Annotated in this window: 32 protein-coding genes and 1 pseudogene; 2 read left to right on the forward strand and 31 right to left on the reverse strand. The window is 64.0% G+C overall.

Annotated features, from left to right (window positions below):
• From JI664_RS12570 to JI664_RS12615, 10 genes and pseudogenes are all read right to left on the reverse strand, one after another.
• Positions 1-1177: pseudogene (locus tag JI664_RS12570) on the reverse strand (hypothetical protein); the annotation flags it as partial.
• A 22-nt stretch (positions 1178-1199) separates the two neighbouring features.
• Positions 1200-4439, reverse strand: a complete 3240-nt coding sequence (locus tag JI664_RS12575) for a phage head spike fiber domain-containing protein (RefSeq protein WP_207014106.1) — start codon at positions 4437-4439, stop codon at positions 1200-1202.
• The gene (locus JI664_RS12580) at positions 4436-4822 is read right to left on the reverse strand and encodes a DUF6950 family protein (protein WP_207014107.1); all 387 of its coding nucleotides are present in this window, start codon (positions 4820-4822) and stop codon (positions 4436-4438) included. The genes JI664_RS12575 and JI664_RS12580 overlap by 4 nt, the downstream gene beginning before the upstream one ends.
• On the reverse strand, positions 4819-5397 hold the full coding sequence (locus JI664_RS12585) for a hypothetical protein (RefSeq protein ID WP_207014108.1): 579 nt from the start codon (positions 5395-5397) through the stop codon (positions 4819-4821). Before JI664_RS12585 ends, JI664_RS12580 begins: the two co-directional genes overlap by 4 nt.
• A gap of 107 nt (positions 5398-5504) precedes the next feature.
• Positions 5505-6206, reverse strand: coding sequence for a hypothetical protein (locus tag JI664_RS12590; protein ID WP_207014109.1), 702 nt, complete (start codon positions 6204-6206; stop codon positions 5505-5507).
• Positions 6203-8575 carry a hypothetical protein gene (locus JI664_RS12595; RefSeq protein ID WP_207014110.1) on the reverse strand — a complete coding sequence of 791 codons (2373 nt, stop codon included), beginning with the start codon at positions 8573-8575 and terminating at the stop codon, positions 6203-6205. The genes JI664_RS12590 and JI664_RS12595 overlap by 4 nt, the downstream gene beginning before the upstream one ends.
• Complete coding sequence (locus JI664_RS12600) at positions 8572-9120, reverse strand: gene transfer agent family protein (protein ID WP_207014111.1); 549 nt, start codon at positions 9118-9120, stop codon at positions 8572-8574. The genes JI664_RS12595 and JI664_RS12600 overlap by 4 nt, the downstream gene beginning before the upstream one ends.
• The gene (locus tag JI664_RS12605) at positions 9102-9545 is read right to left on the reverse strand and encodes a hypothetical protein (RefSeq protein WP_207014112.1); all 444 of its coding nucleotides are present in this window, start codon (positions 9543-9545) and stop codon (positions 9102-9104) included. The genes JI664_RS12600 and JI664_RS12605 overlap by 19 nt, the downstream gene beginning before the upstream one ends.
• The gene (locus JI664_RS12610; RefSeq protein ID WP_207014113.1) at positions 9538-9699 is read right to left on the reverse strand and encodes a hypothetical protein; all 162 of its coding nucleotides are present in this window, start codon (positions 9697-9699) and stop codon (positions 9538-9540) included. The genes JI664_RS12605 and JI664_RS12610 overlap by 8 nt, the downstream gene beginning before the upstream one ends.
• Before the next feature lie 17 nt (positions 9700-9716).
• Complete coding sequence (locus JI664_RS12615; RefSeq protein ID WP_286174084.1) at positions 9717-10127, reverse strand: HK97-gp10 family putative phage morphogenesis protein; 411 nt, start codon at positions 10125-10127, stop codon at positions 9717-9719.
• Between the two features lie 86 nt (positions 10128-10213).
• On the opposite strand from JI664_RS12615, the gene JI664_RS12620 reads away from it, so the two are divergent.
• Positions 10214-10702: a hypothetical protein gene (locus tag JI664_RS12620; RefSeq protein ID WP_207014115.1), complete on the forward strand. Its 489-nt coding sequence runs from the start codon at positions 10214-10216 to the stop codon at positions 10700-10702.
• Positions 10703-10774: 72 nt separating this feature from the next.
• Here JI664_RS12620 and JI664_RS12625 read toward each other — a convergent pair whose 3' ends face one another.
• The 5 genes from JI664_RS12625 to JI664_RS12645 form a co-directional block, all read right to left on the reverse strand.
• Positions 10775-11173: a hypothetical protein gene (locus JI664_RS12625; protein WP_207014116.1), complete on the reverse strand. Its 399-nt coding sequence runs from the start codon at positions 11171-11173 to the stop codon at positions 10775-10777.
• A gap of 77 nt (positions 11174-11250) precedes the next feature.
• Positions 11251-11676, reverse strand: coding sequence for a hypothetical protein (locus JI664_RS12630; protein WP_207014117.1), 426 nt, complete (start codon positions 11674-11676; stop codon positions 11251-11253).
• Positions 11673-12734 (reverse strand): DUF3102 domain-containing protein, encoded by a 1062-nt coding sequence (locus tag JI664_RS12635; RefSeq protein ID WP_207014118.1) that lies wholly within the window; start codon positions 12732-12734, stop codon positions 11673-11675. The genes JI664_RS12630 and JI664_RS12635 overlap by 4 nt, the downstream gene beginning before the upstream one ends.
• The gene (locus JI664_RS12640; RefSeq protein WP_207014119.1) at positions 12731-13189 is read right to left on the reverse strand and encodes a hypothetical protein; all 459 of its coding nucleotides are present in this window, start codon (positions 13187-13189) and stop codon (positions 12731-12733) included. Before JI664_RS12640 ends, JI664_RS12635 begins: the two co-directional genes overlap by 4 nt.
• Positions 13190-13233: 44 nt before the next feature.
• On the reverse strand, positions 13234-13476 hold the full coding sequence (locus tag JI664_RS12645; RefSeq protein WP_207014120.1) for a hypothetical protein: 243 nt from the start codon (positions 13474-13476) through the stop codon (positions 13234-13236).
• Between the two features lie 92 nt (positions 13477-13568).
• Between JI664_RS12645 and JI664_RS12650 the strand changes: the two genes are divergently transcribed.
• Positions 13569-13967, forward strand: coding sequence for a hypothetical protein (locus JI664_RS12650; RefSeq protein ID WP_207014121.1), 399 nt, complete (start codon positions 13569-13571; stop codon positions 13965-13967).
• A 25-nt stretch (positions 13968-13992) separates the two neighbouring features.
• Here JI664_RS12650 and JI664_RS12655 read toward each other — a convergent pair whose 3' ends face one another.
• The 16 genes from JI664_RS12655 to JI664_RS12730 all read right to left on the reverse strand — a co-directional run bounded on the left by JI664_RS12655 (position 13993) and on the right by JI664_RS12730 (position 25040).
• Positions 13993-14406 (reverse strand): DUF3168 domain-containing protein, encoded by a 414-nt coding sequence (locus JI664_RS12655; protein WP_207014122.1) that lies wholly within the window; start codon positions 14404-14406, stop codon positions 13993-13995.
• The gene (locus tag JI664_RS12660; RefSeq protein ID WP_207014123.1) at positions 14406-14780 is read right to left on the reverse strand and encodes a phage head completion protein; all 375 of its coding nucleotides are present in this window, start codon (positions 14778-14780) and stop codon (positions 14406-14408) included. The genes JI664_RS12655 and JI664_RS12660 overlap by 1 nt, the downstream gene beginning before the upstream one ends.
• Entirely contained in the window at positions 14777-15274 is a 498-nt protein-coding gene (locus JI664_RS12665) for a class I SAM-dependent methyltransferase (protein WP_207014124.1), read from the reverse strand. The genes JI664_RS12660 and JI664_RS12665 overlap by 4 nt, the downstream gene beginning before the upstream one ends.
• A 46-nt stretch (positions 15275-15320) precedes the next feature.
• Positions 15321-15500 (reverse strand): hypothetical protein, encoded by a 180-nt coding sequence (locus JI664_RS12670; protein WP_207014125.1) that lies wholly within the window; start codon positions 15498-15500, stop codon positions 15321-15323.
• Between the two features lie 11 nt (positions 15501-15511).
• A complete protein-coding gene (locus JI664_RS12675; RefSeq protein WP_207014126.1) occupies positions 15512-16129 on the reverse strand; it encodes a hypothetical protein in 618 nt (205 codons plus the stop codon).
• Positions 16117-16692 carry a hypothetical protein gene (locus JI664_RS12680; RefSeq protein ID WP_286174074.1) on the reverse strand — a complete coding sequence of 192 codons (576 nt, stop codon included), beginning with the start codon at positions 16690-16692 and terminating at the stop codon, positions 16117-16119. The genes JI664_RS12675 and JI664_RS12680 overlap by 13 nt, the downstream gene beginning before the upstream one ends.
• A gap of 31 nt (positions 16693-16723) precedes the next feature.
• A complete protein-coding gene (locus JI664_RS12685; protein WP_286174086.1) occupies positions 16724-17053 on the reverse strand; it encodes a head-tail connector protein in 330 nt (109 codons plus the stop codon).
• Positions 17053-17961, reverse strand: a complete 909-nt coding sequence (locus JI664_RS12690) for a hypothetical protein (RefSeq protein WP_207014128.1) — start codon at positions 17959-17961, stop codon at positions 17053-17055. Before JI664_RS12690 ends, JI664_RS12685 begins: the two co-directional genes overlap by 1 nt.
• Positions 17958-19310, reverse strand: a complete 1353-nt coding sequence (locus JI664_RS12695; protein ID WP_207014129.1) for a phage portal protein — start codon at positions 19308-19310, stop codon at positions 17958-17960. The genes JI664_RS12690 and JI664_RS12695 overlap by 4 nt, the downstream gene beginning before the upstream one ends.
• Positions 19303-19470 carry a hypothetical protein gene (locus tag JI664_RS12700; RefSeq protein WP_207014130.1) on the reverse strand — a complete coding sequence of 56 codons (168 nt, stop codon included), beginning with the start codon at positions 19468-19470 and terminating at the stop codon, positions 19303-19305. The genes JI664_RS12695 and JI664_RS12700 overlap by 8 nt, the downstream gene beginning before the upstream one ends.
• On the reverse strand, positions 19470-19706 hold the full coding sequence (locus tag JI664_RS12705; RefSeq protein ID WP_207014131.1) for a hypothetical protein: 237 nt from the start codon (positions 19704-19706) through the stop codon (positions 19470-19472). Before JI664_RS12705 ends, JI664_RS12700 begins: the two co-directional genes overlap by 1 nt.
• A 61-nt stretch (positions 19707-19767) precedes the next feature.
• Positions 19768-21168 carry a phage major capsid protein gene (locus JI664_RS12710; RefSeq protein WP_207014132.1) on the reverse strand — a complete coding sequence of 467 codons (1401 nt, stop codon included), beginning with the start codon at positions 21166-21168 and terminating at the stop codon, positions 19768-19770.
• Positions 21169-21221: 53 nt separating this feature from the next.
• Positions 21222-21809: an HK97 family phage prohead protease gene (locus tag JI664_RS12715; protein WP_207014133.1), complete on the reverse strand. Its 588-nt coding sequence runs from the start codon at positions 21807-21809 to the stop codon at positions 21222-21224.
• 12 nt (positions 21810-21821) lie between these two features.
• Entirely contained in the window at positions 21822-23495 is a 1674-nt protein-coding gene (locus tag JI664_RS12720; protein WP_211201693.1) for a terminase large subunit, read from the reverse strand.
• Positions 23495-24055, reverse strand: a complete 561-nt coding sequence (locus JI664_RS12725; protein ID WP_207014134.1) for a hypothetical protein — start codon at positions 24053-24055, stop codon at positions 23495-23497. Before JI664_RS12725 ends, JI664_RS12720 begins: the two co-directional genes overlap by 1 nt.
• 154 nt (positions 24056-24209) lie before the next feature.
• Complete coding sequence (locus JI664_RS12730; protein WP_207014135.1) at positions 24210-25040, reverse strand: AAA family ATPase; 831 nt, start codon at positions 25038-25040, stop codon at positions 24210-24212.
• Positions 25041-25073: the final 33 nt, after the last annotated feature.

Genomic DNA, 25073 nt, shown 5'->3' on the forward strand with positions numbered 1-25073 from the left:
GCCGCGCACCGACCAGCGCCTCGGCCTCGAACGTGGCGGCCTGGGCGGTGCTGACGGGCTTGTCCACGTCGCGCGTGTTGTCGACCTCGCCGAGCCCGAGCTCCGACGCATTGACCACACCGATGAGCTTCAGCCGTGCGGGCGACGAGCTGTGCTGCACCATCCAGTACCAGCGGGCAGAACCGAGATCGCCGTCGGCCAGCGCGCCGCCGTTCTGGTTCAGGATCGTGTATTCCGTGGCACCGACCGTCAGCGTGGGGGCCGTGACAGTGTTCGCGGCGGGCCAGCGGACCAAGAACGGCGTGCCGTTGGTGATGCTGATCGACGCCTGTTCCGTCTCGACCGTGGCCACCGCCGCATCGCCGGTCCCGCTGATCACCGGGCGGATCAGGGCGTCAAACCCGCGCGCCGCTTCCAGATCACCGATCTGCCCCGCAATGGTGGCTGCGAAGTTCGGATCATCGCCAAGCGCGGCGGCGAGTTCGTTCAGCGTGTCGAGCGTGCCCGGCGCGGAATCGAGCAGAGCCGCGATGGCAGCTTGGACGAAGGCAGCCGTGGCGAGCTGCGTGGTATTCGTCCCGGGCGCTGCCGTCGGCGCGGTCGGGGTGTCGGTAAAGGCGGGCGATGACAGAGGGGCCTTGGCGTCAAGCGCGGCCTGCAGACCGTTGGTCTTGGCAATCGCAAACGAATTGTCCGGAACCACAGGCGCGCTGGAGAAGGTCTTCACGCCCTCAATGGTTTGCGCGCCGGTGGTCTGGACGAAGTCGCCAACATCCTGTGCCGCAGCAGTCCCGAAGGTCGGCTTATTGCTCAGGTCGTCATAATCGCCAGACTTCGCCACAGGAGAAAGGCTAGCATCCAGCGCGTCGACCGCTGCCAATGCCGAAGCCGCGTCCGAAAACGCCGCCGGAAGCTCGGAGGTTTTCGCCCAAGTCGATGCGCCCTTGAGGTAGACGCCGTTGTTCGCGGGCGTCGGGTCATCCAGAACGAACGCGTTATCACCAGCGGTCCCGGTCGGCAGGTCCGCAAGCTCATCCTCGAAGAACAGCGTGCCACCCAACGCGGCCTGCGCTTCAATTTCTTCGAGCTTTGCCCGGAGTTCGGCGTTGACGACTTGGTGATTTGGGTCAACAGGCGACCCTTCAAGGATCGCCCTAAGCGATTTGGCTACAGCCATCGTAATCTCCGAGATGAGGTGTTTATTCGCGACCGACGATGCGGCGGATGCGGGTACTGGCGAGGGTCGGCCAGAAGCCGGGGGAGACGGATTGAGCGGCGAGGGTCGCATTCGACCCGTCGCCATACCGAACCGACAGATCGAGCGTTGCCGTCACGCCCTGCATCGTCGGAACATCGGCCGACCGCGTGACGCTGGAGCCGAAGGTCTGGATATAGGTTGTCAATTTCGTGCCTGCCTCGATCTGGCCGCCCCAGGCATAGAAGGACCCGGCGGCGGCATTGTCGGAGCGAACCAGAAGCCGGGCCGAGCCGGTTCCTGTGGTGTAGGCCATCCAGACGCGGAACCAGCCGTTCCCGTAATCCTCGGTGCCATAGTCGGTGATCGTGCCAGCGGTCGCCGTGACCGTGCCGTCGGCCAGATTGACCCGGATGTGACGCCCGGCGCTGAGATCATCGCGCAGCAGGATGTGTGTGGTGCCGGTGTTGGCTTTGACGAAAATCGAGATCACCACAGCGGCGCCCGAGCCAAAGGTGACAGCCTGATAAGCCCCCTGCCCTGATCCCGTGACATTGATCCGGTCCCCGGATGCGAACCCGGTCGGGGCCGTGGTGGCATCTGCCGTGATCGTGGCCCCGCCGGTGGGCGTCCATGCCGCGTCGTTCAGAGCCTCGGATCGCAGGCACAGGTTCGTCGCCGAAGGCTCGACCAGCAGCGCACGAGTCCCGAGCAGGTAATCGAAGCGCGGAGCATCGATGGCCGCGCTGGCGATCAGACCATCCTCGCCCACATAGGTCGCGGCGCTGGCCCGGGTCAGGCTCAGCACGCCGGCCAGCGCGCCGGGAACCCGATCCGCTTGATATTCCGCATAGTCGAACAGCGCGACATAGCGGGCCGCCGTGACGATGGTGCCGGAGGAAACCCTGCGCCACCATTCCCCGTCCCCGATGACAAGCTGTATTCCGTCAGGCAGACCGGAGACGCTTCTCGAGATCCCGTTTTGCCCGGGGTCCTGAAGATCATCGATATCGATCGGTGTGATGGTCGCGGTGATGATGGTGATTGCCGACCAGTCCGTTGCGCGCCCCGCCGCCGTGATGGTCTGCCATTGCACGTCAAACTGGGCGCCAGCGTCCACGATGGCCGAGATCGCCCGCAGCTCGTCCATGTCGGTGGCGAAGTATTCGTAGGACGTGGTGCCGGTCGGCGCGTAGCGAAACCGGAATTCCCGGTCGACACGCTCGGGCGCATCGAATGTCGCTTCCAGCCTTGCTGCTTCGCCCGCCGCCGTCAGCACCGAGACCACGCTCAGGGTCACGTTCTGGGCGACCTCCAGCGTGTTGTCGATGTCGAGCGGCTCCGGGATCGCGGGCGGCGCGCCTTCCTCGCCCTCGTTCATGTCGTACCTGTCGGTCTGCATCGGCACCACGGCGAAGGTGGTTTCCAGCCCGTTCGCGCCCTCAATGACCGGCGTTATGATCTGGTAATCGCCCTGGAATTCGTCATCGAGGTCGAGGTCAATCGTCCGCTCACCCTTTGCCAGCACGCCCTTGATGGTGGTGCCAAGCGCGGCCTTGCGTGCCGGGCCGAAGACCAGCCCATAAGCTTTGGCCAGCCGAACGGCCTGATTGTGGTTCTGACAGCCCAAGACCATGATGCGGCGATAGTTCGGCGTGATCAGCGGGTTGTAGAAGTTGGGGTTGCGCCACGGCGCCGCCGGCTGCTTGGTGTAGCCGTGATCCGGGCTGATATACTCGACAATCACCCCGTCAATCTGGGCTTCACCGTCATCGACGGTCTGCGTCTGCTCGGAAAGGATGTCGCGCGCCGCGGAGAAGGTCAGCGTTGGCGCTTCGTAGATCCCGGCCCGGGGCCATGCCTTGCCGTCGTCGTCGTAGACCACGAAGCCGTCGAAGGTGTCGAGGATCTCGCGCTCGCATTCGTGCCGGGGCTTGTTGTCCGGGAAAGCGAAGGCGCCACGGTATCGCGGGATCGAAACCCCGGATCGGTCCAGAACGGTCTGGTCGCAGATATCGGCCTGCTCCGCGACCTTGGTCCAGTTGATCGCCGTCATCGGGCGATTGCGACCATAACGGTTGGTGCGCCACCACGCCCAGGTGATGACCGGGTTGCCATCGCCCGGCGTCCATGTCGACGGGTCATTGATGTCGTGGGCACCGTTGCGCGGGTCGTACATGCGGTTCCAGTTCGAAACCAGCGCCACGCCCGGCTCACCCAGCCCCATGAGGCCGCGCCAGCGGAAGGCGTTGCCGTAATGCTCGACCGGAATCGCCTTGCACCGGACGATGGTATAGGAGACCCCAGCCAGCAGGAAATCGGCCGGCAGATCAGGGAACGCCGCGGCGAATTCGGCGGGCCGGTCTCCGTAGACCTGCGAGGCAGTCGGCGTCACGGGGTAGAGCCGGAACCACGGTAGCCGAACACCCGCCCCCTCATACTGCTTGTAGCCGTTGGTGAGGCAGAAGGCATCCGTGAGGACATCGCCGATGGCGCGTTCGTTGCGACCGACCGACCAGATCATGTCAGCGGTCCCGACAAGCCCGGACGGATCGGTCACGCTGTAATAGACATCGGGCCCGCCGCCGAGCGGCGTTCCGCCCACGACGAAATAGTCGATCGCCGATCCGGCGGCCATGTCTGCGGCCCGCGTCCATGCGCCGGACGATGTCACCCAGATCCCGTTTTCGGAGGCGTCGTCTTGGTTGCGAACGAGCACCCTGTCGTTGCTGGTGACGGTCCCGAGAAGCTCGTTGACCACGACCTCGCCGTCCAGGTCGTAGTTCTCCGTTCCCAGAACCCAATCCACGGATTTCTCCACGGCGGCGGTTTCGGCCAGCGTCACCGGGATGTTGTCCAAGAAATACTGCGGGTCGCCCGTCATCTCGGCGTCACCATGCAGCACGAAGAACCAGAAATTCCCGTCAGCGTCATATTCCGCGAAGGCCCCGACATCGCCCCCGGAAATGGCGGTGCCCGCAAGCTGCCAGCGCACCGCGTCGACCAGCCGGGTATTCACCCGTGCCGCCTCGGGCGACGGGGTGTTGCTGCGCGAAATCCAGATCGAAAGCGCGCTGAAGCCGACCTGCAGAAGCACCGAGCCCAGGGTCGAGCTGAAGAAGACCACGACGCTTTTCGGGACCAGAGCCAAAAGAGCGTTGAAGAACGCCGAGACCGGCTCAGCCCGGGCTGGCGTGGGCGCCACAAGCATCAGGACCAGGGCCGCTGCATAGACCAGCTTCATAGAACCCACGCCTCCAGAACAGGGGCCCGCATGCAAATCACACCGCGTTCCTCCGCCAAGAACATGACCTTGCCGCCGGTATCGACGCCCGCGATCTCGTGGCCCATGACATCGCAGACCACGGGAAAACCGCGCTCCCGCTGGCCCACCTCAAACCCGGCCCGGGCCATGCCGTGGCGAAACAGCGCCAGCACCCCGCCGTGCTCCTCGTAGATCGCCCTCGCCCCGGCCTCGTCGGAATAAGAGCCACGCCAAGGTGCGGCCGGGTCGATCCCGGTTACGCGGAGGACATGGTCACAGGTCGCCAGAACACAGTCCAAGGTGCCCCATTCGAACGCGCTGCGCCGCCAGAGCGACAGGGTCTCGGCCACGGAATCGCTCATCTGTCACCCCCGATGACGAAGGTGCGCTGCGCGTTCCTCGCGATGAAGACGCAGCCGCTGTCCGAGGCGACCCCCAGCTGTGCGGCACGCTCGCGCTGCGCGGTGTCGGTATAGGTCGCGCCCGGGATGCGGGATCTGCCCTCTTCGCCGCTGGCAAGGAGGACGCGCGCCGAATATTCCATTTCCGGGCTGTCGGTCCTGCCGCTCATGCGCCGGGTAAATTCCACGCTCTTCATGGTCAGCCGGGCGGCAAACTGGATCGGCGTTTGCGGGCGCAGGCCCTCGCCCTTCCCGAAGATTGCCCGATAGATCACCAGGTCCCGGTCTTTGGCGAGCGCCTGATCCGCCTTCAGCGCCTCATAGGTTTCCAGATCGATATGCGGCAGGCCGAATTTCATGCGCGGGCTGGCGCCGTCCCGCGAATCCTGCAGCTGCGCGGCCTCATGCCGGTTGTTCCCCAGGGCATCATAGGTCCCGAGCCATTCGTTCGCCGCCAAGGTGCCGTCAGGCGTCACCATCGGATCGCCCGCGCCGATGGTCGTGGTGAGAACGCCTTGCCCCTCCCAGAGGCGCACTGGGAACCCGTCGAAATCGTAGAAAAAGCACCGGGCGACCATCGCGCGGATGTCGTGGGAATCGGTTGCCGATCCGGTGATCTCCAGAAGCCTCGTGCGAAAATCGCTCATACCAGCGCCTCGACGAACCGAGCCTGCCCAAACTGCATGCGGCGCCGATACTGGAAAGTGCCGACTACCTCGTCGGGGTTGATGCAGGTCGCGATGATCGTGGGCCGGAACCGCATCCTGTCGCCGATGGCGAGCGACCGGCGCAGAGGCGGCGCCACCGTCACCTCCGAGGTGCCGTCGCCATTCGGATCAATCTCCATGACGACATGCGCGAAATCGTAGCCGTCGATGTGGAAGCCGACCAAATGCCCGATCCTCAACGCCGAAGCCAATCCGTTGGTGCTCAGCGTGAAGGTTTCCGCTCCTTTGAGCGCAACCGCCGGAATGTAGGCGGACGGGTTCCACGCCCAATTTTCATAATTCGCCCATGGCTCGCCGTTCGCCCACGGGATGCCCGGCTCGTCGGAACCGGACAGATCACCGGCTGGAACCAACTGCACGGAACGGAAAATAGGGATCCGCATGAGTGCACCGGCCATGATACGACTGATCGTCCACGACGCGGCCTCGTTCTGCTCGACCGTGGCAAATGTCGCGAAATCCATCGTCAGCGCGATCCGGCCGCCCGGGCGCGGGTACTGCACCGAGGCGCCGCCCAGCGTCATGCCGCCCGCGTCGGACGATCCTCCAGCCCTTACCACCTGGTTCAGAGGGGCGCAGACTTTGCGCCAATCGTAGATCGTCGGCGCATAGGTCATAGAATCGTCCCGTGCTGACTGTATTCATTCTGCCAATTGGGAAGGCTGGACTTGACGACGCCAACAGCTGCCTGAGCCCCTTGACGAGCAGCCTGCGTGCCCATGCGCTTGACATAGGCCTGAACCTTCCCGTCATCGTCGACCGTGACACCGATCTCACCGGAAATGACGACTGGTCCAGTACCCCCCCGTGCGACCTCTGCGCGGCTGAGAACCCGCTCACCACGCTCAAGGATTGCCGGAACCTCGCCGGCCTTCAGTCCAGGCCAACCGCCATTGTGGAAGCGCTGCGCACCGGCGAATATGGCCGGGCTGACCGTGCGAGATGTTCCGCCTGATCCAACGATGCCGCCCGTATGCATGACCTTGGCCGAGGTTCCGCCGCCGAACAGGCCGAAAAGTCCACCGCCGCCGCCGAACAAACCGGCGAGCGGCCCGCTGCCGAACAGAGCCGCTTCGAGCGCGGCACGTGCCAGCGCGCGCGCGACGTTCTCCAGAGTGCCGGCGAGATCCTCTCCCGCCACGATTGCGTCCAGAATGCCATCCTTCAGGTCGCCCTGAATGTCTTCGAAGAACTGGGCGCGCTGGTTGGCCTGCTCCTGACGCTCGGTCAGGCGACCAATGGCCTCTGCCTGCCGATCGATCTGTTCCGCGAGCGTTTCGCCGGTCGCCGCCGAACGGGCGGTCAGATCGAGACCCCGCCGCCGGGCCTCGTTCAGCAGCTCCTGCCGGGCTTGCAGTTCGGCAATCTCGGCGGCGGTGCGACCGATCATGTCGAGTTCAAGCTCGGCGGCTTGCAATTGTTCGGCCATCGAGCGGGCGAAGGATTCCTCCTGGCGGCCTTGGCGCGCACCCGAGCGCCCGGCTTCTCGCTGATTGTCGCGATACTCGCGCAGCTGCTCGTTATATCGCGCCAAGGCTTCCGCATTTCCGATGAAAGTCGCGCGGTCGGCCTCCCATTGGCGCCGCGCGCCGTCCGACATCGGAGCATCGGGGCGAGTCGCGTCGAACTGTGCCGCTGCCAGGGCACCCGCGCGGCCAACCGGGTTATCCCGGAACTGCCATTCGATCTCTGCACGCTGCAGGTCGGTCACGCTTTGCGCGGCGAGTGCCGAGGCGGCATTCAGGGCCCGCGTCAGCTCGTCTGCCAAGCGCGCCGCCTGACCGGCTGCGCCCCCGAGCGCCCCGGCTGCACCATCTGCCGCACCTTTCAGGGCCGCCGCGCGCTCACCGGCCTCTTGGACCGATCGATAGAGCGCGCGCGCCTCGTCGTTCATCTCTGAATACGGCCCGAGCGACCGTTCGAGGGTATCAAGGAGTGCGCGGGCGGCAGTGACCGCTTGGTCAGGCGTGGCAGCCTCTGCGAGGTGCCGAAGCGCAGCGGCAACCGCCGGGGCGTCCTCTCGGGCGAGGCTGCCCAATTCCTCCCGGATCCGGCGCAGGGTTTCCTCGTAAGGGCTCTGAACCCACTCGGCATCGCCCATCGAGGTTTCGAATTCGCCAAATTGCGTGGCGATAGCAGCCAGTGTCGAGCGCAACCCTTCGAGGGCCGTGACCTGGTTGATTTCCATCAGGGCAGCGAGGAACTCGCGCGCCGCACCTGTGGCCGTGCCATATCGTTCGGCCAACTCAGCGGTTGGCAGGCGGGCGCGCTCGGCTGCATCGCGATACGCCTCGACGGCGGTTTTCAGATCGTCCAGCCGGTCTTCGAGCGTCCGCGCTTCCTCACCGCTGGAGACCATCATGGCGATCAAGGGCACGCCAATGGCAACCACCGCGCCGAGGATCCCGGCAAGCGCCGCAAACCGGCCGCCCATTGCCCCGAACGCGCCGAGCAGCTGCGGTGCCTGCTGAGCCAGCGCGCGGCTGGCATCAGTGCCTGACGCGACCTGTACGGCAAAGTCAGCCACCTGGTTCGACGCATTGTTCACCACAAAAGAGTGGCGCGTCAGAACGCCCGAAAGGCCACCGGCGGCGGCGGCCATTCCCGTCATGCGCGCAGCCGCGCCCTGCGCAGACATCGTCGAGGTCGCGTACTCGGCATTCAGCCGCTCAAGCGCGGCCTCGTGCTGCTTCGCCGTCAGCGCGCCCACGCGCTGCGCGGTATTCAGGCGGTCGAGCTCGCGCGAATACCGCTGCGAGGCGGCATAGAGCGGGTCGTATTTCGAGCGCAGCTTGTCCAGCTCCGAGGCCAAGGTACGGGACGCCCGCTCGCTGCCGTTTTCCACAGCTTTGTTCAGCCGGTCGAAGCGCGCCTGAATCGCGTTCGCATTTTCGTCGGCCACGCGGCGCCCCCGCCGCATCTGCGTCTCGAAGCGATTCATGCTCGCTTCCAGCATCACCAGCAGCTTGTCCTCGATGTCGCTCACTTCGCGTCCTCTTTGGCATAGTAAGCGGCCAGCATGTCTTCGAATTCAGCCTCGGACGGCGCGCGGCCAGCTGCTCCTGCGGCGCTGTAGCCCCGCATCAGGTTCAGTAGATCCGCAAAGGGCATCTGACGAAGATCCACCGGCGACAGGTTGAAGACCCGGCTGATCTGGCCGAGGTCCGAGAACAGCAGACGATCGGCCGGCTCGCCCTCGTCGCTTCCTTCGGATGGCTCGACCCCAGTCATGACGGCGATTACTATCTCGGCCGCCAATGCTGCGCTTTCGATCATCGGAATCCGACCGAAATGCGCATCGACCAGCGCTTTCGCCTGGAGTTTGTCCATGCCGCCGCCGATCAGGCCCAGGCGCAGGGCGTTCATCACGTCCCGCGCCCAGAACTGACCAGCGATCAGCCGGGCATAGATGACGCCGATGCCGGCATCACACCCCTGCTCGAGGTCCAGCACCTCGCCCGTCCGAAGCTGGAACAGACGATCCTTGCCAGCCCATTCGCGGATCACTTCCATCAGGAAGCGTCCGTCCATTCGCGGCGACCGGCGGCGACGATGGTTGCCTCGATCTCGGCAGTCGCGGCGTTGGTGCGCGTGACTGTCATCGTTTGCAGGATGGCCGGAAGCTGCCAGTATCCGCCGCCGCTGGCCGCGGCGACATCGAACATGGCGCGGCAGTTCTTGGGCTCGCCGCTGTCCGCCCATTCGCGCCACGTCGCCAGTGCTTCAAGCGAAAGACGTCCGGAAATCGACAGGCTGGTGTCCTGGCTCTCCGTCCAGCGCTGGATGGCAGGCACGACGTTCAGCGGGTCAGTGCAGTCGAGCGTCACCGCTTCGCCGGTGTTGTTGGTGGTCGTGATGGTGCTCACGTTGCCGCCGCAGGGGGCGGCGAAGGTTTCGCTCGACTCGCCGTTTCCGAGCAGAATCAGGACTTTGTTGGTCAGGGTGGCGTCAGCCATTTTCGTTCTCCTTGGCGGCCTTGGTGGGGACTTGCTTCGCCGCGCCCGAAGCGATGAGGGTCTGCGCGGTGGCGCGCGGAATATTCACGACCGATCCGGCCTTGAATGACTGCACAACGGCTGGCGCGTAGCGGAAATCCGCATCGCGAAGCATCTGGATTCTCATGGGCATCAAGCCTTTTTCAGGCCGCGTGAAATAGCGCGGCGGATGCGCCGGCGGATCTCGGGGCGCCACGCCCGATAGACCGGAAAGAAAAACGGGTTCGCGTTCATCTTCGTGGTGCCAAACTCTTGGAAGCGCGCGTAGAATGCGTCCCCACCGCCGGCGTAGATCGTGATCCGCATTGCGCCGTACTCGCTACCCCGGAAACTACCGATGGCGAGCGTTCCGGCAGGGGCGTCGCCCCAAGTCCAGCCGATTGACGCGGCAAGATCGCCGTCCTTATTGGGCGCAAGGCGCTGCATATCCGCGACGATCTCGGTCGCGATGGCCTCCATTTCCGCCGTGACCTCGGCCTTCACGACCTGCGGGATGCGCTCCCAGCGGCGCATGAGGTAACTTAGCCCTTGGACCTGCGTCATGAGGGTTGCCGCCCTTTCAGCCTTGAGCCCTTGATTGGGTGACGGTTTCAACCGATGGTCGAGCGGTTGTGTTTACGGAGATACCAATGTTGAAAGTGCTATCAGCAGCAGTTATTGCGGCTTCAGGATTGGGGGGATGCCAGTTCACGCAGACTGTCGAAGAACAAGCGCTCATCGCCTGCGAATCTGTTTTTTCTGAGCGTCTGCGATCCCCGTCGAGCTATCGCAGGATCTCTGCGACAACCGTGCGGGAAGCGCCCTTTACCTTTGAATGGTGGGACGAATACATGCGCAATCGCGGCGGGCCAGACTTTTCCAGAGGCACGGCAGAAGAGCGCGACCTGCACGCTCGCGGCGTGGAGATCGCTCGCCACCAGGAAGCTTCTGGCAGTTTCCGAGTTTTGTCCTCTGTCGTCCGTTATGAGGCGTCTAATGCCCTCGGGGTTTCCCTTGCAGGTCAGTTCTTTTGTGAAGCCGTCCACAGAAGTGGCGATGAAAACGACGAATTCGATACAGTGTTGGTCGACGGGCTCAGCGCATTTGACTACACACTCAGGCAGATCCGCGGCGGTTAAAAGCTTGCCGTTTCAGGGCAAGCGATTGCCCTGATCGTGCCTTTACGGGACGACGGTTTCTGTTTCCGCAGATCAGATGTACTCGCCATTCCCGCGCCACGGGGACGCGATGCCGGGCCGGGCGTGTACGAGACCGCGCAGGCCCGGGTTTTCATCGGACCAACGGTGCCCGGTTGCCCAGACACCCTCAGGGATCAAGCCGTTGCTGTCACAGCGAAACTCGAAACCAGTGATCGACACATCATCCGGGGAGCTGTCATTCAGCAGCTCCAAGATGCACTCGACGTGCGCCATGATCTCCGCCATCCAGTCGTCAGCAGGCACGGGCGTTTCGGCGGGAGCCGGGACCGGAACAGCCCCGGTCATCATCGCTGCCAGCCCGGCGGCAGGTGCCGCAGACAGTAGCTGTCGACGCGAAACCTGTTTTCCTTGGTTTTCTGCGGCGGCGAAGTTATGTTTGGCATAAGCCATTGCTTGATCCTCCAGAGATCGAAGTGGTGGACAAGGCCCTCGGTCAGCGCTGGTACCGCTGCCGGGGGCCGCTTCGTTTAGGTGTTCCCGGCCAAGAACGGTCCGCCGGAGTTTTTGAAGGCTGCCAGCATGTCATCAAGCGACATCGGGCTGTGATCCTTGGAAAACCGCGCCGCCTGACGGCAGTATTCAGAGAAGAACGGACCGCCATCGTCGGGGTGGCCGCTCATGTGATCCATCGCGCCGACCACAGCCTGGGCGATGGGATGCGGAACGATGGTGGCGATCTTGCTGCCGTTCCGCGCCGTAGTCGCGACCCTTCCGCCTTGATCAAAGCGCTGCGTGTTGCTCAGGAGACGGCGCGCAACGTCGCGCGGAACGAAAGCCCGGGCGAGCTCCTGCATATCGACCCACAGGAAGTCTGGCTCGTCATGCGGCGGCGTGAAAAACGACACCGGCCTGCCGTTGATGATGGCTTCTCCGATTTTCGTAGCGCGCTTCATGCCTGTGCTCCGTCGCGCTCATAGACAAGAACCGGGCCGCCAAGAGTATCCAGGGCCTGCGAGAAATCCCGGCACATCTTCGCCGTTTTCGAGATCAGCCGCTGCACGTCCTGCGGAGGCTCGTGTTCGAGGTCGCTCACCTCGACCATTGCGAGCGCCAGAACCCGGTTAACCCCTTCCAAGTGCTCGCGGATCGCCTTGGCCTCCAGCTCCCCGTTGGTGCGGGCGCGGAGGAATGCGTCGTGCTCCTCCGCTTGCTTGCGGAAACGCTCGGCGCGTTCCGACAACCGCTCGACGTTCTCTCGGGCCTTGGCCTCCTCTTGCTTGGCCTTGGCGGCGTCAGACTGGACCCTTGCCAGTTCGTCTGCCGCAAGCCTTTGAGCCTCCGCCTTTGCCTTCGCCATGGCGGCGGCTTCGGCCTTCTCGGTGGCTTTTGCGAGGATCGCCCGCTGATCGGCTAACTGGGATCGCGCCAACTCTGCCTCCGAGCGGGCTTTTGCCAGATCGGCAGCGGCCGCTTGTGCGGCCTCGCGCGCGGCCTGATCGCGGGCCGCATCGACGAGGCTCCGTTGCCCTTCTGCCAAGGTGTCCGCCTTCTCTCGCTGACGCTCTGCCTCAGCGGTCGCGTCGTTGGCGCGCTTGATCGCCTCTGCCGCCTCGCGCTTGAGACGTTGAACCTCAGCCACGCTGACACTTTCGCCGGAAGCCGCTTTGGCCTCGACCACTTGTCGCACCGGCTCAGGCGTCGAAGGGGCGGCGAGCTCATACAGGACGGTCGGGCTCAAATTCGACATAATGTCGATTTTGCCGCCGTAGGTATCCGCAACGCTGATGAAGCGCGCGGCGCTCCGGTCCGTCATCCCAAACTCGGCCTCGATCCACGGAAGAAATGCGCCATGCGGCAGCCGGTCCTTCGTGGCCTTGAGGTCTTGCCCGATGGCGATAATGTCCTCGACCGTTCTTTTCATCCGGTCGCGGATGCGGACAGCTGCGGCGCGGACCTCGACTTGGTCGGCAACCGACATACCCGCATAATCGAACGTGGTGATCTCTGTCACTGAGCGCGCCCTTCCCCGAAATAACCGCCCTTCGAGAAAACGGTCACGGTCGCCGCGATCTGGGCGGCATAACCCTTGACCGCGTCCTTGATTTCACGCCGGCTGCGACCCTTGGCCATACCTTCGTGGATGATGCTCGCCGCAGATCCCTCGATCAGGCGCAGGGCGTCCAGAACGATCACGTCCAAATCGTCCCGGCTTTCACGCTTGTCCTCGACCTGCTTCCGGTTCAGGCCGAAGGGTGCGTAGATGGACCGGGTGAAGTTCGAGAATGAGCGTTCAGGCGCGGTCGATGCGTTACCCTCCCCGTCCTCGTAGACATTGAAGTCCGCGATGGCGTCGGTGAATGAGACGCGAGCCTCTTTCCCAGCATCCCGGATCGCCAGCCAGTATTTGTTCCGGACGACAAGCCCCTTGCCTGCGGCCCCGGGTGCCGTCATATCGTGCTTGGACATGCTGATTTCCTTTCAAGCTGATCAGCGTGTTGATGTTTGCCGCGTTACCGCGCGGCGGCGTCACTACCGGCAGCGGGGGCTTGGTCGCCAAACGAACCCCCCGCTGCCTTCATCCCCAACGCATCGCTGAGGAGATTCTCGACCGTTTCCCGACGGCTCGTCATGCCTGCAGCAACGCCCCAGTCATCAACGCGACTGAGGAGATCGCTGGAGACCTCCACAACCAGACGCTGGGTCGATCGGGCAGCCTGCCGGTTCGCGGCATACAAGTTCCTTTGTGCATCCATGTTATCATCCTCATGACTAACCATGTGAACATATTGCTGCACATCGCATCAGTATGTCAATAGGTGTGCACAAGCAAATGCAGGGGCACATGATGAGCGAAGACAGCAATCAGGAATCATCAACAGTTAGAAAGGTTTACGTCTTCCCGAAGGATCTTGCGGACCGAATCTCTGCGTTTCAGAAAGCCAAAAAGCTACCTTCGGAGGTGGAGGCTGTGCGGCGGCTACTCGATGAAGCCCTGCTCCACCGAGACAACGACGACCTGCTGTTAGAGCGCCTAGTCGCGCGCCTGAACTCTGACGGGATGGTGACTAGCGCAGCAAAGGATGTTTTGGTTGGGCACCCGTTGGTGGCTTCAATATCCTTCCCGAGCATCGACGCCGTCGAGTTCAGAATGAAGAACGGGGCTGAATACAAGGTGTACGACGACGGGAGGGTCTTTGAGGTAGATGCTGGCGTATGGCGCAAGTATGAGGTCATTCCGTTCTGACCCCACCCCCTCCGGCGACTGACCCCTACCGCTCCTCGATCTCAGCCTCGACCGTCACCACCCCGTGCCCGGTGACGCCGTCGCGGTCCATGAAGGCGCGCACCGCTGTCACGCGCAGCAGTGCCAAGGCGTGGACATCGAGACTCAGGCTCACCAGATGCAGCGCGTCTTTCACAGCGTCGGCCAGCTCGCGCGCCGGGCTGATGCGAGACCCGTATTTGCCACGGAGCCAGCAGTCGATCTGCAGGCTTTCCGTCCTGCCATTGATGCAGTCCATGTCCTGCAGCGTATAGTCGCTCGGGCCGAAGGTGATGCAGGCCGTGAACTCTTCCGGCAAGCCGCCGTCGAAGATCCGGTCGCCAGCGATCGCGCCGACAGCCGCATCCGCCACCAGCGCGTTGTAGATCGCCGTCTGAAGCTCTACGGACGGGCTGGCCATCAGACTGCTACCCCGAGCTCGACGACGATATAGACCCATGCCGGATCGGTGATCGCGTCCACCTCGCGAATGTTGTAACGGTTCCCCGGCAAGGCGTCGTCGCCCAGCCCGGACGCCAGGCCCCGGCGCACGTCGCGCATCCGCCATCCTGCGGTGATTGCGCGGCTGGCGGCGCTGGACCGGATCTTCACCTTGTAGACCGAGCGTCCCTGCAACCGGGCGGCATCGATAGCTTCGGAACCGCGCGCGTAGATGAAATCTGCCCGCACATTGAGGCGCTGCTCCCACGACCTGATCTTGCCACCCGATCCGTCTGGCGTTTCCACGACTTCATCGAAGGCCACCCGCTCGCGGAGGAAGGTAGGCTTCTTCATTCGACCCTCGCAAACCATGTGAAATTGTCGCCCAGATCGACGGCGGAGAAATGAGCATCCACCGCGCGGCGAACGCCCGAGAAGTCGAAACGCGGGTCTTCATTGTCGATGTCGTGCCCACCGATCCACCCGCCCATCTTCACCTTGGGCAGCCACGCGGTGATGTCGGCCCGCACACCCGCTTCAGAATGATCGGCATCGAGAAACACCGCGTCGAAGTGCCGATCCGGGAACCTTGCGGCAACCTTCGCTGACCAGCCCTCGACGATTTCCGCCTGCCCTCGGTACCGGTCAGCAACGGCGCGGGCGTCCCGCTTATGCCGCTCGACGCGCGCGGCGTCGGTGTGCAACGCGTGATCGTCTCTCGTCGCGCGATAGGCCTCGGGCTGCTGATCGGTCGTCAGCCAATTGTCCACCATCGTCAGGTGCAGGCCCGGAGCCCGGCGCAGCAGGTAGTCGGACAGCTTGCCGCGCAGGACGCCAACCTCGGCCATCCGCGAACCTCTCGGCAGACGCCGCAGGATCGCTTGGCCACGCTGCTCAAGAGGCGGCAGCGACACGCATCAACTCCACAGATGCCCCATTGTCCGCCACGATGACACGCGTATCGGACCCAAGCTGACCACGGATGCCTTCGACAATCCGCGCGCGCTGCTCGTCGGATACCGGCCCCGGATAGCGCACCACAACCACGTCCATCATCGTAACAGGACTCGCCATATCAGCCTCCTTCACCAACCCACTTCCCAAGGTCGCGGCTTCCCATGGAAGGCAACCACGCGCGCGCCAGCGGGCACGCTTCCATTTCCGAACTCACGCCCCGGACGCATCGCCTTGCGGACGTGGACCTTGTAGCTCACCACCTGGCCGGGTATCGCGTCCTGCCATGTCGACCAAACCGCGCCGCAGTCCTCCAGAAAGGCCTGATCTCCGCCGCGCTGGTAGGTCCGCATCCAGCGCTCCGGATCATCCATCCAGCGAGTCCAGATCGCTTCTCTGTCAGCCTCTGGCAGGAACATGACCGACGATTGCAGACCAGCAGGCCGGTACACATCCCGCATGATCGTCAGGCGCCGCCGCGCGGCCATATCCCCAAGATCGCCCACGATACTGGTGTCCAGATCGAAGAACAGCAGGCCGCCCGCCAGACCGGGCCGAAACAGCTCCATTTTCGCCCACCAACCCGGCCAGTTGTGCACCAGGGGAAACACAGTCACCCCCGGCACCGGCTCGTCAGAGAGCGCCACGAATGGCAGGCCGCAGAACCTCGCGACCTGATCGCGCAGGCGGGCCACGTGCTCGGGCCCGTATTCACCACCACCGCGCAGAACGCAGATCACGCGAGGCAAAGCGCTTCCTCGAAATCCACCTTCCTGTACCGCGTCAGCGCCGACCCCGGCGAACAATTCAGAACCTCGACCCCTTGGGCGGCCGCGATCTTTGCCGCGGCATCTACTGCCCGGCGCCAGCGCGAGACGCTGCCCTGCCGAGGGTTGTTCAAGCCAACAGGGTGCGCTCCATGCCAATGCAGTCCGTTTGCCACGGTCATGTCATAGCCGACCAGAAGCACCCGCTTCACACCGAACTGAATGGCGAGGTTCAGGCAATGGAAGCCGCTGTTTCCGCCCCAGCCGACTGTCCCTTTCGGCTCCAGAAAAATCCGGTCGTCGGGCTTCATGCAGCGAACATATCCCAGCCCGAATTTCCGGCAGGCGCGCTCCTCGATGCATAGCTTCTGCCCGGGGAACTCCTCCCAGCCCTTCGTTTTATCCCACCAAGCGTAATCGCAAGCGAACAGCATGTCGGCCCAAGGCGCCAGCTGCCATGAGTTGTTGATCACGATGACCTTCGCCCGGCCCTTTGCAGCCTCGACCGGCACCTTTTTCGCGGAAGGCCCGGCGGCGACGATCACCAGCGTCTCGCCCTCCCATGAGGGCCACCATTCAGGTGCAGGTTGGATCGGCAAGGCGGTAAAGCAGCATTTCGGCGCGATGGGGCAGCCCGCCCCGCACTGCCTGTTCGTCGTCTTGCCCCTCGTACAGGTGCCGCGTCGTCAGGATCGCGGCCACGCGAACCGCAGCCGGAACAGTCGCCCCAGAAACCAGATCACCGCCGCTGTCCAGGTCGAGAAGCGCTTCGGCCCGCGTATCGAGATAGTCGATAACCGCCTCGCTTGCGGCGCCGATCAGGATCTCCAGCATATCGTCGTCGTCATCATAATCGATGACAGGCTGCGCGGCTTTGACATCCTCCAAGGTGCAAAGCTCCACCATCACGGCACCTTCTTCACGCTGGCATCGCGCCCGTCGCGGCCCTTCTTGACCGCGAGGCGCCAGCCGTCTCCCGAGCCCGGCTTGCCTGTCACGCCGTCTTCTTGGGCGAGCCAGAGCGATCCGCCATAGCTGACAGCGTCACCCTTCTCGTACGCCGCCGCCGCGTTGAACTGGCCGCGGTCGATGATGCCCGGCAGCGAAACCGTCTTCACCTCGCCGCCACGCGAGAACTTCGCCATCGGGCGCCCGGTCTCGCTGATCTCGAACGTCAGATCATCGAACCCAAGCCCATCGCGACCGTCCGATCCATTCTTGCCGTCCGCGCCGTCGCGACCATCCGCGCCGACGAAAACGCCGAGATCTTTGGTGCGCCCGTCGCTCATCACCGCGACGAGGCGTCCGCCTTCGGCCCGGAACAGGTCTTTCACGTCAAGCCCGTCGCGGCCCGGCTCGCCGCGCTCACCGGGAGCGCCGTCCTTGCCGTCAACCCCATCCTTCGGCGCGGGGATCGAAGCCAGATATTGATCAACGCGCTTTTCCAGTGAGGGCAGGACTTCCTCGACCGTCACGCTGATGCCATCCTTGCCGCTCTCGGGCTGGGGAAGCGCCTCAACAGCCTTGGCAACGGCATCCTCGATCATCGACGGGATATCCGGAAGCTCCGGCATCTCTGGGATCAAGTTCATAGCCTCTTGCATGGTATCCAGCGTGCCCTTGATCCGGTCGTGAACGATGGCCGCAACCGCCTCAGGGTCAGCGTCAGCGCCGTCGCGCCCATCACGGCCAGCCGCGGGCTCTGGCCGCTCCGCCAGTGCTTTCTCCAGCGCATCGATGCGGGCAATAAGGGGCGCTGTGGCTCCCTTTACGATTGCCGCCAGCTCCGCGCCGAATGCTTGAGGGTCGATCATGCTGCCTCCAAGGCTTTCCGCATCGAAAGCAGTGTTTCAGCGACGAACGCGCGCTCACTCGCTTGTTCGTCTGGTGCAAGCGTCGGCGCCGGCGCATTCGCCTGCTCAATAAGCTGCCGATCACGCGCGGCAATCGCCTCGATGCTGTGATCTTGCTGCTGCAAATAGACCGTCGCCCCGCCGGTGATCCCGGGGGCGTCCAGCTTGGCCCGGCGCTCATCGAGCGTCAGAACTGACTTCGACTTCTCGATCACTTCCATCTGGGTCAGGCTGTCCATCCGCCAGAGGTTGTCCGTGTCGAATTCTGTCCCGGCGCTGATCCCGTCGAAGCCCAAGCCCTCGTCAAGGCAGCTTTCCGCATCCTCGATCAGCGACTGGAGCGCATCCACATAGTAGCGGATATTCATCGACTGGACGGTCTCGCCGGTCGGCAGCTTCTCCAGACCGACCTTGGCGAGGGGAATGCCGTAGCTGGTGACAATGGTCTCCGCCGTCCATTTCAATTGCTCGACGAGCTGCGCATCGGTCGCCGTGACCGTGAGCTGCTCGAACTTGAGGCCGTCACCGACAACCGCGATCCGTCCCGCATTCTCGCCGGTGTAGCCGGTCTCGAAGGTTTCCTTGAGGCGCTTGGCCGTATCGTCGCTGATCTTCCCTGGTGCCGAAAGGATACCGCCCGGCCGCGCCTGGTTGGCAAAGAAACCCGCGGAGCTTTCGCTGATCTTCTGCGCCTGCGTTGCGGCCAGACCGTTTGCCCAGATAGGCGAGATCCCAACCAACGGATGAAACAGGCAATTCCAGCGGTCGTGGATGATTTCATCCGCCGGCACGACGAGGTCGTTTTCGAGGCCAGCAAGATTGTCAGACGAAAGACGGTAGAAGACATCGCCAGCATCGCTGACGAGAGGCTGAACGCGGCTCGGGTCGAGCACGAACAGGCGCGTGACCACGCGGCGATTGTCGCGCTGCTTCAGTGCGTAGGTGTTGCCCCGCGACAGCTTGGAAAGGAAGTAGCTTTCCCAGAACTGGTTGCGGGTCTGGAAATGGTTCGGCTTGCGCAGAACGACGCCGCGGGCGTCCGGCGTCTCCGTCTCGGACCAAATCTTGCCGCGCTTGGACACAAGCTTGACCCGCAGCTTGGCGATGTCGCGAGCGATCATGCTCTGCGAGCGGAAGATGTAGGGGTTCGCGAGGATCGCCTCGCGATCGACAGCCACGTTCTGCTGCCACGCGCCCGAGAATGACTCGTAGATGGGCAGCCAGCCGCCGCGCCCACCCGGCACCGACGAAAGGGCTTTGCCCCTGCCGCTGATGCCGCGCGAGAGGGCGGCCATGATCGAGTTAGCCATCGGTCATCGCCCCGCGCACCAGAATGCAGCCCGCCACAAACGCCCAGGCCGCGCCGCAGATCAGCGACCATGCGAACCCCGCAAGCAGCCAGACGCCAGCGGTCGATAGGCCGGCGGCGCCAAGCAGCAGGATCAATGCGAGGGCAGCCACGAATTTCATCAGGCCTTGGCCTCGGCCATCTTCGCGCGCAGGGTCTCGATGTCCCAGCCCATGAAGGGCCGCTTGCCCACGACCCGCTCGTATTCCTCACGGACGGAGGCGATGTCGTCAGCGGGCTCCTGCTCCACGGCAGGGCGCATGTCGCGACCTTCGTAGCCAAGCCGCCCGAGAATACGGGCGAAGCGCGGGTCGCGATGCCGCAAAGCGCGGGTCATGTAGCCGCTGTTCTTTTTCATGGCCTTGCCTCCGGATAGGGCCGTGGAAAGGCCGGGCGATCACCCGCCCGGCCCGGCTTCATTACGAGCTGGGCTGACCCCAGTTCACTTCGTCCAGAACGGCGACGGCCGAGGCCCGGCGCTTTTTCCAGTTCAGGATGCGCTCGGCCCGGAAGGCGACCGAGTTGGTCTGCCACATGGAGACCATCGACGTGGCCGTCGGCGTGGTCACGTCGTTCGTCGGGTTGTCGAGCATCTGCAGCGAGGCTTCGCGCGAGACATCGATCATCATGCCGCCTTCGTCACCGAAGTAGATGTCCGAGGCGTTCGCCAGCACGACGAAGCTGCCGGCCGAAACCGAAGGGACATATTCGCTCACGATGACCGGCATGCCCATGAAGGTGCCGCCCGCCATGGTGATGCCGGGGAATTCCGGCTGGCCGAGCGGGTTCAGCAGGAGCGAGAGGCCCAGTGCCGTGGTCGAGGACATGATCCAGACGCCCGTGGTCGGCGCGTTGTTCGCCGCGATGAAGGTCGCCATGATCTGGCGCACGTCTTCGCGGATCGCGTCGGCGTCGTTGCCGGTGGACGCGATGGCCGAAACGCCGTTGGTGATCGACGCGGGCGAGACACCAGCCGATGCCGCAATCGACGGATCGATGAAGGTCACGTCGATACGGGCCCGGACAGCGGCCGCGAGGCTGTCGCGCAGCACCATGTCGGCGGCAGGCGACGACTTCCGCAGCAGTTCCTCGGTCACGACCGCGATAGCCGCCGCCTTCAGCTCGTCCAGCGTGGTCCGGTCGAAGTCGAACGCCGTCAGGGGCTTCGGCTTGCCTTCACCCACCCAGTAGCCCGTGCCGCCGCCGGTCTGCGAGATCAGCGGAGTGCGGAACGGGATGTTCCGCAGCGACGGAATCGAGCCGGTGCCGAACTGGCCGACAATGGTCAACGGGCGCAAGTATTCCACGAAGTCAGCGAAGACCCCGGTTTCCGCCCCGACGAGATCGGCCGCCCAGGTGCCGGAAACCGACGATCCCGCAACAACATTGGCCTTGGTCAGCACGCCGACGACGGGCGAGTTGTCGCCATAGAGCCGCTTGGCGATTTCCAGGGGCTTCTCGTGGTCGAGATAGCCGAGGGCCTTGGCACGGGCGAGGCGGGCGAATTCGACGCCCGGGGCCGATTTCACCGGCATGGGCTGAGCGGCAACGGTCGTCGCGCGGGATTGTGCCGCGGCGGCCTTCCCCTCGCCGTTCACCGGCTTGGCGGTCGCTTCGTCCATCGCTTTGACCTTGCGCAGGCGCGACAGGTGCTTGTCGATGGCCTCGATTTCGCTTTCCAGCGTATCGAAGGTGTCCTGATCGTCCGCATCGAGCGTTTCACCGCCCTCCGCCGATTTGTCCATCAGGGATTTGAGTTCCGCCGCCTTCGCGGCGCGCGTGGCCTCATAGGCCGCGATCTGCTCGGCATAAGTCGCCATGGCAGGTAGTCCTTCTATGAATAGCCTTGCCTAAGGGCCGGGTGGGCAACCGTTCAGGTGTTGATCCGCTGGATCACGAACGGCTTTGCCCGGACGCGGGCGGGGCCATTCAGCTTGACGACCGGGAGTGATTTGCCAGACGCGGCGGGCTCCTGATCGGGCTGGATGGTCGCGGCCGCCTGTTCAGGCTTGGCCGCAAATTCTTTCACCGTGGCGATGCTCGCCTCGGCATTGGCTGGGATGGTGACTGCGCTCAGCTCCAGCCATTCCCATTCCTGGAACTCGACGCCCCACGAATTTTCGATCTGCGCGACCTTCAAGCCGCGGAAACCGATGCTCAGGCCGCGCACGAGGCCGGCCTTCATCAGCTTCCAGTATCGGTCGATCTCGTCGGTTACGCCGAGGGCGACGCGCGCGACGATCTGGATGCCCTTGTCGGTCACCGTCGCCTCGATGACCTCACCGATCGGGTCCGAATGGTTGTGCTGCCACAGCAACGGAATGGGGAGGCGATACTTCGCCCCACGGGGCAGAACGATGTCATCCATCCTGTCTGGCGAAGGGGTCGAAGCAATGCCGGTGATCGTACCGGCGTCCTCATCGACCGCCTTGATCTCCAGCGTGGAATAGGCGCGATCCATGTCGGCCTCCTCTCAAACGAAATGGACTTGGTATTCCGGCTCGCGCTGCGGCTCAGGGTTCTTGCTCATCACCTGCACGGCGTCGAAAAGTGCCATCGCAGGGTCGATCTTGGCGTCTCCGGCATTGGCCTTGGTCGCCCGGATCGCAGTCGCGGTCGGCTCGATCTTGATATTCCCGACGCACCACGCCATGAGCGCGGACCCGTCATGCTTCAGGGTGCCGTTGGCCAACTTCCGCTCGGCCGTCTTGATGGCGTTCATCATCCAGATGCCCTGAGACACCCCAATCAGAAGCCCGGTTTCCTGCGTCACCTCGATTTCGGCCAGCGCCTCAATCAGAGATCCGAGTCCCGCCGGATCGACGCCGACAGAGCCGAGGATACCCGCCTGCTTCACCCGCAGGATCGTGTCGACGATCTGCGCGATGTCCTCCAACTCGTCGCCCACGATTGTGAGGCTGCCCTCGCGCTCGAAATCGCGCAACCGCGGTGCGATGGCCTTGCGACGGTCCAGTACGCCCCTGTGACACCAGGCGTGATGCCAAGCCAGCCAGTTCCGGGTCTCGATCTCCCGCCCGACCACGGCCAGCCCGAACAAGTCATCAAGGCCGCCGCCGTCAATCCCGACAACTGCCACCTCACAACGCGACAGAAGCGCATCGAGATCAAGCCGCTTCTCCGCTCGGGATGCCCAGAAATCAGCACCGGTCCAGCGGTTCGCCCGCAGGTTCATCCCGATCTCGACGTTCAGGTGCTTGGCGAGAAAAGTCGCCCGCGTGCTGGCGTCCTTCGCCAGTTCCTTGCCCATCTCCCGCTCAAGCCACTCACGCGACACTGACCGCCCCATATTCGGGTTGGTCACATAGAAATTGTCCGGGTTCAGGAATGCGTCCGCATCGATCATCGCCTGCGGGAATTCGTAGATCACCGGCAGAAACTTGCGATCAAGGATCTTCCCGTCACGCACGTCACGCGCATAGTCCAGCTTGTCCTTGAACACGCCCGCCGGCGGCGCGTCCGACTGCGTCGTCAGGTAGATCACGAAGCCCTCCGGCCGCGAAACCAGCCCCCCTGTCGCCTCGCGCAGCATTGCGTCCGCGTTGGGGCGCTTCCCGAACACCCAGAGCTCATCGATCAAGATCCGGCCTGACTTCTTGCCAGAGACGGTGTCCGTGTCTGCCGCGACCACCTTCAGAGCCGCCTTGGTTGTTCGATGCGTGATCGTGCGCAGGTGATCCTGCACATGCAGGAGGGCGTCGAGTTCCGGATCGGCCCGGACCATTGCCGCGGCTGGCTTGAAGCTATTCCCCGCGACCTCAATCGTCGGGGCAAGTATAAGTAGCTCCTCCTCGTGCCGCCAGTTGACGATCAATGCCGTGAGCATGATCCCCGCGGCCAGGGTGGACTTCGTGTTCTTCTTCGAGATCGCGAGGAAGAACTCGCTGATCAACTGGTTGCCCGTGTCCGGATCGTTTGACCCGAAAATCGCCGCGACGAAATCCAAAACCCACTGTTCGCTGACCTCGCCAAATGTCGGCTGCCCCGGAAGGTCAGCGACCCGAAGGGCCTTGAACACGCCGAGCGCGTCGTTGGCCTGATCCGGGTACAGCGGGGCGAACGGAATCAGGCTCTGACGCCTGACAATCCGAGACTCCCAGTCTGGGCACGCCGTTGACCAGTCGAGCATCAGTCGTTGTTCACCGCGAGACGCGGGCCGCTACGGGGCGCGAATTTGCCGCCCGAGGCCACTTCTTCAGCAGCCGCCTGACGTTTCGCCTTCTTGCCGTCTGGCGCCTTGTTTTCGTTCCAGGTCTTGAACGCAGTCGCCAGCGCCTTCACCACATTGGCCCGGCCGGGCAGATCGATCGCCTTCAGCATCGCTGCCTTGCGCCGCGGATCTTCCTCGTTGGCCTCGATCAGATCAGCCAGTTCGCCTTGATGCGTCGTCGCAGCGTCCAGCTCGTCGAGCAGCCGGAAGATCAGGTTGTGGCCGCGCCCGACAATCTGGTCCGGGTCTGTCGCGTCCACACCCGCCATCTTGACCGGCTCACTGCCTGCCGCCCGGTTTGCGCGAACCTTCGCGGTTGCGCTTTTGGGCCTGCTTGGCCAGTTCTCAGCTTTGGCGCGCTTGCGGATTGCCGTATCCGAAACCTGGTACCACTCCGCTATGCGCTTGATGCTCCAATCGGATTTCTCCCAGTCGTTCCGGATGGCCTTCCAGTCGATGGGTGTTTTTTTCTCGGTCATGGGCGGTTCGCGCGATGGTTCGCGCCCTCCAACTCCCCGGCGGGGAAAAAATCTCTGTATGTTGGGGGCGCGCGGGTAGGCAAATTCGGCCTGCTGCGGCGCAGCATACCCCCCCCCGCGTGTTGCATTTTTGCAACGCCCGCTGGAACCTCGGTCAGACCAGCCTCTCATCCCCAATGCGCCGGTCGTAGTCGGCCCACCACCGCATGATGCCTGCCTCGGTCACGTCGATGTCGCGACCGTCCGCTGCTGCCCGCCTCATGCACTCGGCCTCGTCCGCCTCCAGCACGACGATGCGCTGAGGCTTGAGGGTCGTGGCCCACCAGTCGCGGTGCCGTGCCTTGGGCTCGCTGACCACCAGCCAGGCGGCGGGGTGGTGCGCCGGGCGAGACAGGCTGCCCAGCATGTCGTTGCGGCGCCAGAGCGCCGCGTTAAGCCAGCGTTCACGCGACCAGCCGTGCAGCGGCTCTCCTGATATGTCCGAGGCGATGCGATCGAGATCGATCACCAAGTCGCGCGGGGCAGCGTGCGCGTCGGCCCATGTCGTCTTGCCCGAGCATGGCGGGCCGCAGACGATAGTGAGCGGAATGACCGAGGGCTGCAGCCACTTGGGGTGGATAGCGGCTACCTGGTCGGCGCGCTCCTGCGCCTGCTTGATGCTGTCGTGCCATTCCTTCGACACGACTTGAAGGTTGTCGGGATCCCAGAACAGGTCTGGGTCTCCACGATGCGGCTTGATGTGGTCCACCACCGGGCTATCCGGCGACGGGTGCTTGCCTGTGAGGACTCGGCCGGTCTTGGCGCAGGTATATGATGCGGCTACGAGAGCTTCCTCCCTGAGCCGCTTCCAGCGCGCCGTGCTGTACCACTTGCGCCATTCCCGATCATCGTCCCGCGTTGCGAGGCGCTTCCGCTCTTTGGCGGCTCTGGCCAGAGGGGGCGATGATCTTGCCAAGGCAGGACGCACGGTCCTGAGCTTGGCCATGTCGTTCTCCACTGTCAGTGGATGAGAAAACCG

Source organism: Rhodobacter sp. NTK016B (assembly GCF_017303295.1).
In the GTDB taxonomy this organism is placed as follows: domain Bacteria; phylum Pseudomonadota; class Alphaproteobacteria; order Rhodobacterales; family Rhodobacteraceae; genus Pararhodobacter.

Bases quoted from the DNA above. Each gene is read 5' to 3' on its own strand.
- JI664_RS12645 (WP_207014120.1), bottom strand. From the start codon at position 13,476: ATGGATGCACAAAGGAACTTGTATGCCGCGAACCGGCAGGCTGCCCGA.
- JI664_RS12650 (WP_207014121.1), top strand. From the start codon at position 13,569: ATGAGCGAAGACAGCAATCAGGAATCATCAACAGTTAGAAAGGTTTAC.
- JI664_RS12665 (WP_207014124.1), bottom strand. From the start codon at position 15,274: ATGGCCGAGGTTGGCGTCCTGCGCGGCAAGCTGTCCGACTACCTGCTG.
- JI664_RS12705 (WP_207014131.1), bottom strand. From the start codon at position 19,706: ATGAAAAAGAACAGCGGCTACATGACCCGCGCTTTGCGGCATCGCGAC.
- JI664_RS12725 (WP_207014134.1), bottom strand. From the start codon at position 24,055: ATGACCGAGAAAAAAACACCCATCGACTGGAAGGCCATCCGGAACGAC.
- JI664_RS12670 (WP_207014125.1), bottom strand. From the start codon at position 15,500: ATGGCGAGTCCTGTTACGATGATGGACGTGGTTGTGGTGCGCTATCCG.
- JI664_RS12630 (WP_207014117.1), bottom strand. From the start codon at position 11,676: ATGAAGCGCGCTACGAAAATCGGAGAAGCCATCATCAACGGCAGGCCG.
- JI664_RS12625 (WP_207014116.1), bottom strand. From the start codon at position 11,173: ATGGCTTATGCCAAACATAACTTCGCCGCCGCAGAAAACCAAGGAAAA.
- JI664_RS12720 (WP_211201693.1), bottom strand. From the start codon at position 23,495: ATGCTCGACTGGTCAACGGCGTGCCCAGACTGGGAGTCTCGGATTGTC.
- JI664_RS12605 (WP_207014112.1), bottom strand. From the start codon at position 9,545: ATGGCTGACGCCACCCTGACCAACAAAGTCCTGATTCTGCTCGGAAAC.
- JI664_RS12640 (WP_207014119.1), bottom strand. From the start codon at position 13,189: ATGTCCAAGCACGATATGACGGCACCCGGGGCCGCAGGCAAGGGGCTT.
- JI664_RS12685 (WP_286174086.1), bottom strand. From the start codon at position 17,053: ATGGTGGAGCTTTGCACCTTGGAGGATGTCAAAGCCGCGCAGCCTGTC.
- JI664_RS12730 (WP_207014135.1), bottom strand. From the start codon at position 25,040: ATGGCCAAGCTCAGGACCGTGCGTCCTGCCTTGGCAAGATCATCGCCC.
- JI664_RS12580 (WP_207014107.1), bottom strand. From the start codon at position 4,822: ATGAGCGATTCCGTGGCCGAGACCCTGTCGCTCTGGCGGCGCAGCGCG.
- JI664_RS12715 (WP_207014133.1), bottom strand. From the start codon at position 21,809: ATGGATCGCGCCTATTCCACGCTGGAGATCAAGGCGGTCGATGAGGAC.
- JI664_RS12610 (WP_207014113.1), bottom strand. From the start codon at position 9,699: ATGCTTCGCGATGCGGATTTCCGCTACGCGCCAGCCGTTGTGCAGTCA.
- JI664_RS12660 (WP_207014123.1), bottom strand. From the start codon at position 14,780: ATGAAGAAGCCTACCTTCCTCCGCGAGCGGGTGGCCTTCGATGAAGTC.
- JI664_RS12700 (WP_207014130.1), bottom strand. From the start codon at position 19,470: ATGAAATTCGTGGCTGCCCTCGCATTGATCCTGCTGCTTGGCGCCGCC.
- JI664_RS12710 (WP_207014132.1), bottom strand. From the start codon at position 21,168: ATGGCGACTTATGCCGAGCAGATCGCGGCCTATGAGGCCACGCGCGCC.
- JI664_RS12575 (WP_207014106.1), bottom strand. From the start codon at position 4,439: ATGAAGCTGGTCTATGCAGCGGCCCTGGTCCTGATGCTTGTGGCGCCC.
- JI664_RS12615 (WP_286174084.1), bottom strand. From the start codon at position 10,127: ATGACGCAGGTCCAAGGGCTAAGTTACCTCATGCGCCGCTGGGAGCGC.
- JI664_RS12600 (WP_207014111.1), bottom strand. From the start codon at position 9,120: ATGGACGGACGCTTCCTGATGGAAGTGATCCGCGAATGGGCTGGCAAG.
- JI664_RS12620 (WP_207014115.1), top strand. From the start codon at position 10,214: ATGTTGAAAGTGCTATCAGCAGCAGTTATTGCGGCTTCAGGATTGGGG.
- JI664_RS12655 (WP_207014122.1), bottom strand. From the start codon at position 14,406: ATGGCCAGCCCGTCCGTAGAGCTTCAGACGGCGATCTACAACGCGCTG.
- JI664_RS12690 (WP_207014128.1), bottom strand. From the start codon at position 17,961: ATGATCGACCCTCAAGCATTCGGCGCGGAGCTGGCGGCAATCGTAAAG.
- JI664_RS12590 (WP_207014109.1), bottom strand. From the start codon at position 6,206: ATGACCTATGCGCCGACGATCTACGATTGGCGCAAAGTCTGCGCCCCT.
- JI664_RS12695 (WP_207014129.1), bottom strand. From the start codon at position 19,310: ATGGCTAACTCGATCATGGCCGCCCTCTCGCGCGGCATCAGCGGCAGG.